General features: G+C 32.1%; 16 protein-coding genes. 14 read left to right on the top strand and 2 right to left on the bottom strand.

Going from position 1 to position 13,196, the window contains the following annotated elements; all coding sequences use genetic code 11:
• Positions 1-42: 42 nt before the first annotated feature.
• Together CRT24_RS03490 and CRT24_RS03485 are read right to left on the bottom strand one after the other, a co-directional pair.
• Positions 43-426, bottom strand: coding sequence for a hypothetical protein (locus tag CRT24_RS03490; RefSeq protein ID WP_099369858.1), 384 nt, complete (start codon positions 424-426; stop codon positions 43-45).
• Between the two features lie 802 nt (positions 427-1,228).
• Positions 1,229-1,474: a hypothetical protein gene (locus CRT24_RS03485; RefSeq protein ID WP_099369857.1), complete on the bottom strand. Its 246-nt coding sequence runs from the start codon at positions 1,472-1,474 to the stop codon at positions 1,229-1,231.
• A 478-nt stretch (positions 1,475-1,952) separates the two neighbouring features.
• Here CRT24_RS03485 and CRT24_RS03480 point away from each other — a divergent pair, with 478 nt between their 5' ends.
• The 14 genes from CRT24_RS03480 (at position 1,953) to CRT24_RS03415 (ending at position 13,115) form a co-directional block, all read left to right on the top strand.
• Positions 1,953-2,870, top strand: coding sequence for a hypothetical protein (locus CRT24_RS03480; RefSeq protein WP_099369856.1), 918 nt, complete (start codon positions 1,953-1,955; stop codon positions 2,868-2,870).
• The gene (locus tag CRT24_RS03475; protein WP_099369855.1) at positions 2,870-3,367 is read left to right on the top strand and encodes a hypothetical protein; all 498 of its coding nucleotides are present in this window, start codon (positions 2,870-2,872) and stop codon (positions 3,365-3,367) included. The genes CRT24_RS03480 and CRT24_RS03475 overlap by 1 nt, the downstream gene beginning before the upstream one ends.
• Positions 3,367-3,489 carry a hypothetical protein gene (locus CRT24_RS21190; protein ID WP_257213963.1) on the top strand — a complete coding sequence of 41 codons (123 nt, stop codon included), beginning with the start codon at positions 3,367-3,369 and terminating at the stop codon, positions 3,487-3,489. The genes CRT24_RS03475 and CRT24_RS21190 overlap by 1 nt, the downstream gene beginning before the upstream one ends.
• A gap of 372 nt (positions 3,490-3,861) precedes the next feature.
• Positions 3,862-4,305, top strand: coding sequence for a hypothetical protein (locus CRT24_RS03465; protein ID WP_099369853.1), 444 nt, complete (start codon positions 3,862-3,864; stop codon positions 4,303-4,305).
• A 4-nt stretch (positions 4,306-4,309) separates the two neighbouring features.
• Positions 4,310-4,576: a hypothetical protein gene (locus CRT24_RS03460; protein WP_099369852.1), complete on the top strand. Its 267-nt coding sequence runs from the start codon at positions 4,310-4,312 to the stop codon at positions 4,574-4,576.
• 12 nt (positions 4,577-4,588) lie between these two features.
• Complete coding sequence (locus CRT24_RS03455; RefSeq protein ID WP_099369851.1) at positions 4,589-5,221, top strand: hypothetical protein; 633 nt, start codon at positions 4,589-4,591, stop codon at positions 5,219-5,221.
• A gap of 70 nt (positions 5,222-5,291) precedes the next feature.
• On the top strand, positions 5,292-5,846 hold the full coding sequence (locus CRT24_RS03450) for a hypothetical protein (RefSeq protein ID WP_099369850.1): 555 nt from the start codon (positions 5,292-5,294) through the stop codon (positions 5,844-5,846).
• The gene (locus tag CRT24_RS03445) at positions 5,827-6,288 is read left to right on the top strand and encodes a hypothetical protein (protein ID WP_099369849.1); all 462 of its coding nucleotides are present in this window, start codon (positions 5,827-5,829) and stop codon (positions 6,286-6,288) included. Before CRT24_RS03450 ends, CRT24_RS03445 begins: the two co-directional genes overlap by 20 nt.
• Before the next feature lie 2 nt (positions 6,289-6,290).
• Positions 6,291-7,496: a terminase large subunit domain-containing protein gene (locus CRT24_RS03440; RefSeq protein WP_144034498.1), complete on the top strand. Its 1,206-nt coding sequence runs from the start codon at positions 6,291-6,293 to the stop codon at positions 7,494-7,496.
• 14 nt (positions 7,497-7,510) lie between these two features.
• Complete coding sequence (locus CRT24_RS03435; protein WP_099369847.1) at positions 7,511-8,026, top strand: hypothetical protein; 516 nt, start codon at positions 7,511-7,513, stop codon at positions 8,024-8,026.
• Complete coding sequence (locus CRT24_RS03430; RefSeq protein ID WP_099369846.1) at positions 8,002-8,211, top strand: hypothetical protein; 210 nt, start codon at positions 8,002-8,004, stop codon at positions 8,209-8,211. The genes CRT24_RS03435 and CRT24_RS03430 overlap by 25 nt, the downstream gene beginning before the upstream one ends.
• A 54-nt stretch (positions 8,212-8,265) precedes the next feature.
• Positions 8,266-8,856 (top strand): hypothetical protein, encoded by a 591-nt coding sequence (locus CRT24_RS03425; protein ID WP_099369845.1) that lies wholly within the window; start codon positions 8,266-8,268, stop codon positions 8,854-8,856.
• Positions 8,856-10,052 (top strand): hypothetical protein, encoded by a 1,197-nt coding sequence (locus CRT24_RS03420; RefSeq protein WP_099369844.1) that lies wholly within the window; start codon positions 8,856-8,858, stop codon positions 10,050-10,052. The genes CRT24_RS03425 and CRT24_RS03420 overlap by 1 nt, the downstream gene beginning before the upstream one ends.
• Before the next feature lie 27 nt (positions 10,053-10,079).
• Positions 10,080-13,115 (top strand): CotH kinase family protein, encoded by a 3,036-nt coding sequence (locus tag CRT24_RS03415; RefSeq protein ID WP_099369843.1) that lies wholly within the window; start codon positions 10,080-10,082, stop codon positions 13,113-13,115.
• Positions 13,116-13,196: the final 81 nt, after the last annotated feature.

Below are 13,196 nucleotides of genomic sequence, written 5' to 3'. Positions count from 1 at the left end.
TTATTTATAATGAATCCCCCATGTAGGGGGATTCTCACAATGTTATGCGCTTATTTTGCTTTCAAACGCTTTAACCACGGATTCAACCCATTCTTGCCACACTGTTATCTTTTCTTCTTTATCCTGAAGATTTGATTTTTGGAAATACTCTAAACTAGATTTATTGAAAGTTTCAATAATTGTTTTAGTATCACTATTATCTAAATCTAAGTCGTTGTAAAGATAAGCTTGATAAGTGTCTTTAATAAGTTCGCTTGTTTTCTTAGGTAAAAAGAAATCAAAACCATCTGCTAGGGTTAATGTGTAATAGTAGAAAACGTCTTTGTTAGTTACTACACCTGTATAGTATTCTTCACTACTTTCATTTTGTTTGAATTGGTCATAAACTTTATCAACTATATTCTGCACTTTTTTCTTAATTTTCATCTTGTTTATTTTTTATTTTTTTTCTCTCTACATCTTATTTATATATAAATAGCATCGACCTAAAAAAAAACATCAAAAAAGATTAAAGTTTTTTTGCATAAATATGTTAAGTACCTGAAAATAAGCGACATTATTTTTCAAGCCGATACTAATCCACGAAGGTTCTATTTTATAAATGTTGAATGTGCATAGGTGGTTAACCTAGCTAATCTCAATCCTGAACGAATCGATAGTACAAATATACGAATAATTTCCTAAAATCCAAACTTTAATGAAAATATTTTTTGTACCGGAAAATTATATAATTTATAAGGTAAACTTTTTTTAATTTATTTTTCCTTGGTTATATTTTATATAAAACTATTACCTTAGAACCTTTGACCTAAAATAAGGCGATTTAAGACACTTTCATTCGTTTTGATGACATACACCACTTTGATATAATAATTGATTATAGCTAACCCGCTGACCTAATACAGCCATCTTTGACCCTAACCTCGCAGGCTGGCGAGCGGAACCTTTGCTATGTTGACGTTACTCAAAATACTATTCCTGTAACCTTATCCGTGAGGATATTGAGATAGTTGGAATATTGTAATTATTGGTAACCTTGTTTTACTACCTTAATCCTGTTGAAGAATTATATATTTTATAAGTTGAGATAAATAATATTACAATACTAATCTACATACCGTAGGGAAACATACTTTTATAAAGTTGAGATTTAATCTTTCTCAATTGTATTTCTTAATTACTTTATAAAATATATAAACATACCGTAGGGTAACATAATGTTTAAATCCTATTGAGAAGATATTACTTTAACATTGTATATCCAATTATTGTATCTATTTGTTTTATCCAATCCAAATACTAACCTTATTCTGTTGTTTACCTCAATAGTTAATTCTGTTGAGAATTCAATATTTTTTATTTTTTTATAAATTTTACTCATACAGTTGAGAATCTCAACCTCAACTACATTGTTAATTCTCAATTGTTGTTTTATATTTTTTATAATGTTGTAATCAATACTTAGTTTTTCCATACTGACTAATATATCTCAACAATCAATTTTCTGTTAGTTTCTTCAACATAATAACATTCCTGTCTTCTTTCACGTCATATAACGAAGTCTCTTAACCTTTTTCTGAATCTGAAACTTAAACTATTATGACGTGAAACTTCACAGGAAACAAGACTGGAAAGAAGACGTGAAACAAGACTGGAAAGAAGACGTGAAACTTATAAAATATATAATTTCTAAAAAAAAGTTAGGTTCTCAACTTGACTTCAGATAGGTCTTACATTATATTCGTTATATGTGAGTTGTAAACATCTCAATAAAAAATAAATTGTCTCAATATCAATTGGTTAAAAAATAATTAAGGGTAAAACCTATCAAGTTTGAAACATTGTGATAGTTATATATAAACAAGTAAATATCAATTATCCACTAGTTGCTATTTCAATAATACATTTTAATTAAGGTGGGAGTAGCTACCCACCTATACTTTTTAAAATGTATGGATATAGTGGAAAAGTATAAACAATTAAAAATGTCATTAAATGAAGTAACACGTAAAATGGTGGTTAGAGATTTGTCCATCCAAGTAAATCAAAAAATCGAAGAAATTTTCAAGGGTTATTCCAACATATTCAAGGAAAAAGCAAAATTCCTTGTTTGGATAATTAACAGAGAAAAAAGTTACCAATTACATTTTGATAACCATAAACATTTTTTTGGCTTATCAGGTAAGAAGGGTTATAGTTTGACAGATATGCTAAATAAGCTTATCCAAAATAATATTATCAAACAAGTGAATGAAGCTGTTATTGGTGCTACATCGAATGAATATAGCACTACTGACCAATATAAATGGAAAAAGAAAACTGGTGAAGAAAAAGAATACTATAATGATACAAGGACTTTACCCAAGTTCATAAAAAGATTTATGGTTGATTGGTATGTTGTAAAGAAAAAAGAATTGAGTGAATATGATGATGATTTGAATTTTGTGATTGAACTAGACAGTGAAAGTAAACCTGATATTTCAATTGATGATTATCAAAAAACAATTGATGAATTAAAGTCTCAATTAAACATACAAAAGCAAATAAATGAGAAACTTCAGAATAAAATAAATGAATTGGAAAATACAAATTCTAGTGCTGAAAGCCCAATTGAAGTAACCCAATCAATTATAGAAGAACCTTTCCCAATGGATGAAGAATTGGACTTTAGTGAACGGTCTACTGCCTATGATTCTGAAATTGAAAACTATATCAGCAAAAACAATGTAGATGCAAATGACATCTACCAAAAAATAAAAACAAAGAAAATAGATAAAGTACCAATGCCTATTGCAATAAAGGAAACACAGTATAAAGCCTTATGGTTAGCAATACAGTTCAAAATTAAATGTAGAAATAAAGTAGCATAATGAAAGAATTAACAAATAAAGAAAAATACCTGATAGTTAAAAACTATATACTTGAAGGTAGAATTAAAGAAAATGATTTTTTAATATCTTTTTTAAATAAAGTAGCAGGTCAAATAGCTAAAGGTTTTAGGTTATCCGATAAACAAATAACTATACTGGATAAATATATAGATGATATTCGTCACATTGAAGATGGTACTGAATCATTGAGGGTACAAATTTTAAATGAAGAAGCCAAAAATACTGATGTTAAAAATCTTTTAGGTTTTGAACCTTTCTGCTTCAGTGACATTAAAGATGTTGCATATTATTATACCCAATTTATTAGGGAAAACAGAAAATTGAAATCAGATGATTTTTTAAATATTGAGCTTACAATCTATGAAAAGGCATTTGAAAAAGTTATTGAAAATAAAAAGGTAGACAAAACCAAACTTATGTTGGAAGTTAAAAACTACCTTCAACAGATTTATTTAAAATTAAAAAAGACAGCATAATGGAAACTAGACAACTAAGCATTGGTGAGCAATTATATATTTTTTACAGCGAAATTGCAGAGCAGGAAGCATACGAGCTAACCAAAATTAGGTATGAAGAATATGAAAATTATTTTTCTTAAAAAAAATAGATACTTTTTCAAAATACATACTATTTATAGATATATGGAAAAGTTCAAAACAAATTTAAAATTTACATTGAAGGCATTACTTATTTGCCTAGCAATTGCAGTAGCAGTTCGTTGCTACAACGAAATAAAAACAAACCTGAATACCGTGGTGCAAACGCAAACAGTGAAATAGGATAAACGGTATTCTCCATTTTATTTTTTAATCTTCAATCAATTATCAGGGGTGACAATACGGTCATCCCTTTTTTTTATACCCTTTAAAAAAATCCATTCATACACTATTTTCTTAAAAGAAAAATAAATATTGGTAAAAACAGTCACTTTTCATTTTGCCTAATATTTATAATTAAACAAGATAATAATATGGATTTTACAGATTATGAGAATTTAGGGCGTAGAAGACTTTCAATGGTTTATCCTACCATTAATTGGTCATTTACAGAAGACCCCAATTGTAGTTTTGATGCTTATGCACAACATAATAATAGATTGATACTAGCAGAAGTAAAGAATAGAAACTTCAGTTCAAAGATTTATAAGACCTGCTTTTTGGAAGTTAATAAAGCTGTCAGCAACCTAAGTTATCCTGAAGTTGACACGGTACTTTATGTGGTTCATTACAGCGATAATATTACCTGCACGTGGAATTTAACAAAGATGGATTTAGGTGAAGATTTGCAGATAGTTGAAGAAGTTATGAATGAAAAAACCGTACATCAAAACGGTAAAGTTAAAAAAGAAATTTACCATCTCAATTTATCTGATGCAGACCAAAGAGTAACCTCAACAGGTTTAAAAATTAAATAAAAATATGATTGAAATAATATTATTAGCAATTGGTATAGCTATGACCGCTGTATTCTTTGCGAATTATAATGACCCCTACTTATGGGTTATCGACAAATTGAAAATGAAACCTAAACCTTGGCAATGCTCAAAATGCCTTGGATGGTGGTTGGGATTTGCTTGTACAATTTTTATGTACTCGCATTTAGCGATGCTATTGCTTGCACCTATGTCAGCATTATTGGCAATTGCAATTGAGAAGCTGATGGTGATGCTATCAGCATATTTATAATTAAAGGATTAAGTGAGTAGAAAATTAAAATTAATAGACTTTGACAAAGCAAAAAATGAAATAGTAAGAGAAATAGCGGAAACACAAGAATTTAAGAATATAATTAAATACGTGTGTTGGAAAAATGGTTATTCCAATCGTTCACAAATATTGGATGATGTCCGTAATGAGGTCATTGAAAAGATGCTGAAAAAAGATAGTGAAGAAGTCTACAATTGGTATGTAGATGACCCAAGAAGACCCGTTAAAGTTATGTTTGGAATTGCTAAAAAACAGTTCTTGAAACATCCAAAATTGATAGGATATAACAAACATTCTTTTGGTGAATATATAAGTTTCACATCCAACTTGAAATTTTTTGATGATGACGAAATGTACGGGATTGAAGAAAAAGATTTCTACATCCCTGAATGGCAAGAATCAGGTGATTCAGAACATCTAAGCGAAGAAAATGAAGGAGAACAGCACGTATTATATTATTTGATGTCCTTCCTACCTGAAGCTGATAAGAACATATTATTGTTCGAGTTAGACAAGAATGAAAAGAAGGGAAAATATACCAAACAGCACAAAGAAGAAAAAGAAAGAATATTCCAACAATTAAGGGATATAGCCAAGGAAAAAAACATAAAAATCATCTTTTAGATAGCACAGGGTAACTTAATCGGTTACCCTTTTCTTATTCGTCACACTTTAAAATAAAAAGAAAAATATTATGGAAAAATCCAAAATAATGGAAGCAATTGAGAGTATCCAAGAATACATTGACAGCTACATCAGCACAGGTAGTATAAAATTTAAAAACCCTGAAAAGGATTATGACACAATCGAAGAAATATATAACGCTATCACTGATAGAAGGTATGTAAAATTCTGCAAGTCTTGCGGAGGTGTAATTAAGGAAGCATTAACCATCATCAACAATTGGAAAAATAGAGAAGTTGAAGCGATAACTGAATTAAATAACCAATTGGTTATTGATGTTAAGAATGCTACTGAGGAAACAGTAGATGGAGTAATCGAGCAATACAATGCAGACTTAGAACATATTACTAATCCTTTCAATCCTGAAGGGTATGATAACGACCAAATAGAAAACCCGAATGTGGTTTGGAATCAGGATGGTAAAACAGGATTATTCAAGGCTACAGTTATTGAAGATGATAGTGATATAATTAAAGCTTATATTATGCAGGATGATTTAACTAAAGAAGTAGAAGAACCAAAACCAATCCAAAAAGTTAAAACCAATGGCAGAAAACGCAAATAATGACAGTGGTCGTGGCCGCGGCCGCCCAAAGGGTTCAGAAAATAAAACACTTAGCTACAAAAAATTAACTAGGTCTAGTCGTGACATAATTAACAAAGAAACAGGTAAAAAGATTGGCTTATTCGTACACCACAATATGTCAAAAATGCAGGCTATTTTCGACCAATTAAGCCCAAACCAACAGGCTCGTTTTCTTATTGAAATGGCAAAATTTACAACTTCGACCTATGCACAAGAAGTTCAACTAAAAAAAGGTTTGAAAGAGGAAAAGAAACAGATTTCGAAGATTGAAATTAGTTATGAAAAGCCTGTTGAATTATCAAAGATTGACCAACCAATTGACATAACACCACATCAAGAAATTGATGAATTAGACAGCAATGATGATGCTGATGACTTCGACATTATAAATGATGAAGAAGACGAGAATGAACCTTTCTAGAATTGAAACAAAGATTAATATTACCTAACCCACATAAAGGACAACTTAAATTTTTAAAAAGTAAAGCTAAAAGAAAAGTCTTAATGTGTGGCAGACGTTGGGGCAAAAGCCTAATCTGCAAATCATTAGCGATACAGGGGGCATTGGATAAAAAACTAATTGCATTTGTCACTCCAACATTTGCATTGGGTAAAGTATTTTATAAAGAATTACTTGATACTATTGGAAGTGAATTAATTGAAGAAAGTAATCAAACCGACCTTTACATTAAATTAATAACAGGCGGTTCAATTCGCTTTTTTACAGGTGAAGCACCTGACAATTTTAGGGGGCATAAATTTCACCTTGCCATACTCGACGAGTGCGCTTACATAAAATCGCTCAAAAATTTCTTTTTCGAATGTGTTAACCCCTGTTTAACTGATTTTAATGGGGATGCAATATTTTTAAGTACACCGAGAGGACAAGGGGAGTTTTTTCAATTTTATAACTATGGGTTAAGTAGTGAACTAAAGTATAAAAATTGGGAATCATTTCACTATAGCACATATGACAACCCACATTTAGATAGGTCTGTGATAGAAGAAGCTAAAGCTGAATTACCTGAAATGGTATTTGCGCAGGAATATTTAGCAATTCCACAAGCCAATGCATCAAACCCTTTTGGTAATCATATCGCAAAAAATATCATTCCAACATTATCAAGGAAAAAAGACAAAGCTATAGGTATTGACCTTGCATCTACGGTCGATTGGTCAGTAGTTATTGGTTTAACTGATGAAAATGGCGTTGCAACAATGTGTAGACTTCAACGTTGGCAATCGGATTGGAACGACACCAAAATGAAACTAAAAGACCTACCTAGAAGTGTTGATAAAATAGTTGATAGTACTGGCGTTGGTATGCCAATTTTTGATGAATTACGACTTGATATACCTAATTTATATGGCTTCAAATTTACAAAAGCTTCAAAACCTCAGCTTATTAAAGAATTGATACTTGCAGTAGAGCAGGGAAAAATTCGTTACTGCGAAGAAGTAAGTAATGAAATGCTAAATTTTGAGTATATCTATTCAAGTGAATCTAATACAATAAAATATCAGGCAATATCGGGACACGATGACCAAGTTATAGCTTTGGCGTTATCGTGGCATATGTACAATAAACGAACAAGAAAATCAAATTCTTGGTGCATTGGCACTGCATAATTTTTAAAAAAAAAATGAAAAACATATACGCAAGTTGGAGTGAAGTTCCAACACATAAATTTACTGAAATTGCAAACTATAAATTTGCAAAAGACGAGTTGACTAAAGAAATTCAGACCTTATCTATTCTATCAGATTATACAATTGAAGAAATTGAAAAGATGAAGCCTGCACAATTCAAATCTGCAATAAACAAGATTTCATTTTTTGAATCTGAAATTGACCATACCCAATCAAAATTTAAATGGAATTTGAAAAAACTTGAAGATATCACTATGGATGACTTTATTTCTTATGAAAAATTAAGGGGTGAAAAAGAAAACATTGCTGAAATCCTATCTTTTATGTCTGTTCTGTCAGTTGAAGAAATAAAGAATATGTCCATTGTAGATACATTGAATGGTTTTTTTTTGCTCAAGAAACATTTAAAGAGATTTATACAATCTTCGCTGATATCCTCAATGGCGAAAACAATGAAACTAATTCTAAAGGAGAAACTTCAATTTTGGAAGAAGAAAAAATTGAAATAAAAAAAGTCTTTTATCTGAATTGGGGATTTCACAGATTGGTTAAAGATGTTGCAAACTACACCAATGAATCCTTTTTTAAACTTATGGAAACACCTGCACTAGCAGTATTTAATATTGCACAAATGATGATAGATGAATCCGAACTAAATACAATACAGAGCAATAGCAACACAAGGGGTATTTAATATATCCCTTTTTTAATGTCCATTCTTTAACACTTTAATTTAAAGAAAATAACAATGGCAAAACAATCTTCAGCGAGACAGCAAAGTTTAGATTTTCTTGATAATCTAGGTGCTGATAAAGCTGATTTCAGGGAATTAAAAGGTGGGTTAGAATCCGTATGTGGTGACTTCATTTCTAGGGTAATAGATAACATCAACCAATTTGATTTAATTGACACAGGTGGAATGAGTGACCTGTCAATGCAGGTAGTAAGTAATACAGAAATCAACATTTTAGGGCGTTCATATATTAATTATGTTGACCTTGGAGTTAACGGGGTGAACGCAACCCCTGCTCCGTATTCACCTTATACCTACCGTGATAAAATGCCAAATCCAGAGATTTTCAAATCTTGGATTTTAAGAAAAAATATCAAGGTAAGAAATACTAAATATTACTTAGGTAAAGGTGAAGACGTTGTATTTGAAGGTGATGACAAAGCTATTGATAGAATGGCTTATGCTATGGCACGTGACCGTTATCTAAATGGTCAAGAAGCTAAACCAATTTTCCAAAAAGAGATTCCTCAGTTAATTGATGATGCTCAACAAGTAGTGGGTAACATCACCATTGACAATATATTTTCAAATCTAAAACTATTCTAATGATAACAATATCTAAACACCCATATAAGTATTCAGCTAATGAATCACCTATCATATTTGAATTTACTTCAGATTTACCTACAACACTATATTTTGAAGTTTTGATTAAAAAAGCCGTAAGCAATGAAATTATCCAAAAGCTAAAGGTATTCATACCACCGACTTCAAATAAGAACTTTATCGATATCAGCAGATTCTTGAATAATTATACCTTTACTCCAATAGTCAATAATAATCAAACCATAACTAATCTTGATGGTACGATTGGTTATTATTTACAAGTAAAAGGTTTAAATGCTGTTGGACTTGAAACAGACCCAACAGTTACATCATCTGTATTTTATTCATTTAAAGGTATCACCAATAAATACATTTCAGACAACGCATCTAAATATTTAGTGCAGAGTGGTCAGTTAGCATCGTTCTTAAGTGATATACCAACCGCATCAAAAATTCACCACAATATAGATACATACCTTTATTTCCTTGCGGACAGTAGCAGTCAATTGGCAAACTTTGTTATTACTACTACCTTAACCACAGGTGAAGTTATTACCAAGAATGTACCATTTACAAATCTGACCAACAAACAGCTTCATTGTTTTCGCTTATCAATTTCAAAAATTGCTGAAGAAAACGATGTCTTTACCAATATGATAAGGTCGGTTAAAATTGCAGGATTCAATCAATTGAGTGAGCAGGTAATTGATGACTATACATTCTATGTCATAGCTTATAAATGTTCTGATGATATTATCAATATCCACTGGTTAAATGAACTTGGTGGTATCGATTCCCATCCTTTTGGAAATGTCAAAAAATCAATAAGTGTTGTCAAAAACACTATGCAGAGCAATCAAATTTTATCTGTTATTAATGGTGTATACACAGAACTCACCAAAGCAATTGGAGTTGATAAGACTGTTACCTATACGGCAATATCTGCTCCCTTAGGTGATATGGAATACGATATTATAAGTAAAATAATAGCATCCAAAAAAGTATTTGTCGAAACATTGAATGGCTTTGTACCTGTAATGATTTCCAATAGTTCAATGGAAGTCCTACAGAAAAGAGCAACCAAAAGGTTTAATAGGATAAATATTTCATTCACAGTTACCAATGACATTAATATTAGTACCTATACGGATATATCAGCTAGTGGTTTTGACTATGTCCTTGACTTCGGTTTATAACACTTTAGAATAAAGTATAAACCTAATATGAAGTCAATTAATTACAATAACAAAATTGCTAACAATGGTGCAACACCTAATGGAATATTTACAGCAAAAGATGCGAATGAAATAAAACAGGTCGTTAACGACAACGCTCAGGAAGTAGAAAACGACTACGCAAAGAAAGCTGATTTAAGTAAAGTTCAAGCTGAACATATCAATGTAACAGGTACAGTTTTACCTACTCCAACAACTAGCGGATGGGCAATTTTAGCACCTAATACATATACCCAAGCAGGTAAACCCAATGTGGTCGTTCCTTTGAATAATTTAGGACTAGCAGACTATAACCATACAACCCAATTGTGGACTTTAACAGCTTTGGTAAACTTACCAAATAACAGTGCTAAAATATCTGATTGGTCAGCAGGAGCATTTCCAAAAGATTCGGTTGCAACTGTAAATAAAAAGATATATAGAGCCAATAAGGCTACTTCACAGACCCCTACTGATACCGCATCTGATTGGGATTTGATAGGTGGTGGTACTATGGATGTTGCAGGTGGTGCATTGTCTTATAATATGGCATTGAACGGTGCGGTTACTTCAGTAATTGCTACACCAAATACAGGTACATTTTGGCGTAAGGATGGTACTACAGGTAATTTTGGTTATTATACTCGTTCAGCAATCTTTGAACTCGCTAAAGGTGAAACAGTAAGATTGCGTTCAGCAACTGAAAATCTTGATACACCTGCAATAGTTATTTTTGATATGAGCAACAATGTCATTCCTGAAGAAGGAATGTCATATAATGCACTCAATACACCTCAGACTTTTACATATACCGCAACTCAACCAAGGAAAATTGCAATTAACTACAGGGATGGTGTTAATGCAGGTGACTTCAAAGAAGTTGTAAAATTCCTTTTCCTTAAACCTTCTGATGTAGATAGCACAACTAGTGTTAATGCTGTTGCATCAAAACGTTCGGTTGATGAATTAAAAGGTAATAAGGGATTAAGGGCAATCGACAACTTAACATTTGGTAATGTTGGTCAACTATTAGGTGATGGAACGTTAAAAAATGATGAAAGAATGGTAAGGTTCACCGAACCAATTGCCGTTAAACAAGGTGATGACGTAACCCTTAGAACTAGATTCGGTGATACGGTCAGTGCAGGTACTGTAATGGGGTGGTTCTTGGACACCAATTACAATTACGTATCCAACATTGGTACTCAAAGAAGGATACAACCTACAGACCCAATGATTAAGTATGAGAGTGAATATTCACCTTCAGCTGATGGTTATGTTGTAATTATGTCTTCTGTTGGTGCAAGTTGGGAGAATCCGCAATGTTGGGGTGAGGTAATTGTTGAGCAACCTATATTTTTATCACCGTCTAATATAGGTGAAAAAAGTGCTGTAGGTGTGGTAAGCCAAATTGAATTTGACCAACTAAAAAATAATGGTGGAACTAATGTTTTACCTTTTGGTATATTTTCCAACATAGGAATAATGAGACCTTTGGAAGGGGCGCACGGAGGTGTTTTTTCAATGCGTTACACCAATCCAATACCATTGGCTAGTGGTCAAACCATACACGCATTGGTTGCTCCTGAATATTACACCGAAACATTTTTACAGGCTTTGGCAATTGTTTATGCAGGCGATATGACAACTGAAATAGCTGTCATTAGAGCAAGCAAAGAAGGATTAAATTCAATAAATTATGAAGCAAAAGAGAATTGCTTTATTGTCTTCAATCACAATGTTAGCGGTTATCTTTTTGATTCTAAAGTAGAAATAGTACTACCTAAACTTTTTGCACCTTATGGTGAAGGCGGTGGTGGAGGTGGAACAGGCAAGAACATACCTGATGTTACACGATATAACCCTGTAGAGTTAATCAAGGTTGAATTGACTACTACTGACCCAATTCCATCTGCTAAAGGTACATTTATGCGTGGTAATAGTATTATCACCATTGATGGTCGTGTACATAATTTCTACACAAGATATGAAGTACAAGGAAGTTCTTCAGCAGGATATCCTGAAAAGAACTGGACAATAGAATTGTTCACAGATGCTACAATGGCTACAAGCAAGGAATTAAGATTAGCAAACCTTTTACCACATAGTGAATATGTATTTAAGGTAAATTACATCGAGCCTATGCACGTTTGTAATATCACGGCAAATAGGGTTTGGGAACAAATGATACAGACACGTGATGGATTTCCTAAAAGAGAGACTGACCAACGTTTACTTGGTGCAAATGGTTCTCTATCGATGGAAACAGGTGCATTAGGTCACGTAGATGGTTATCCTGCTGTACTATATATCAATGGTGTTTTCTATGGTATAGGGAATTTCAATATTGGAAAAAAATATCAAAACTATGACCTTACAAAAGATTTACCTGCACATACTCAATTTGAATTGGGAAATGCAGTTGACTACACTACTTTAGGTGGAATTGAATTAAGAAATCCAAAAACTAAAACACCTGAAGTACAGACTGTACTGGACACTTTTACCACATTATGTGCTACACCATTGGCATCTGCTAATACAGCATTCAGGAATGGATTCGTAACCAACAACATTGTTGATACATATTTATTCTTGGACTACTTTAAATTAGTTGACTGTATTAGTAGGAACTTCCATATTATGACATATAATAGTGGTGGTAAATGGCAATGGACACCTTATGATTTAGATACTTGGTTCAAGTCTTGGAACGGTGGTGAGATTGCAGGCACAAGTGGTCGTGTATGGGATGAATCATTGAACGTACCTGCCAATACTACTGAATTTTGGAAGGTAAAAGTATGGGGTGTATATGAGACTGAAATAAGGTCAAGATATAAACAGCTTCGTTCAATGGGTGTATTCAGTGCAGACAACATTTATAATGTTGCAAGGGATATTTCAATCAAATTTGAACGAAAATTATACGAGCAGGACAAAGCCAAATGGACAGATAAATCTGATTGGTCTATGGGATTGCTTAAGCTTGCAGAATGGATGCGAGCAAGAACAAATTATCTAGATGGTATTTATGGATACTAATACTGTTATCCATTAAAATTATTAGGCTACTGTAAAAGGTAGCCTTTTTTATTGGCTATTGCTGTAACACTTTAAACTAAA

It is taken from the genome of Sphingobacterium sp. 1.A.5 (genome assembly GCF_002734235.1).
Lineage (GTDB): Bacteria > Bacteroidota > Bacteroidia > Sphingobacteriales > Sphingobacteriaceae > Sphingobacterium > Sphingobacterium daejeonense.
This window is presented reverse-complemented; position numbering and strand designations above follow the sequence as displayed.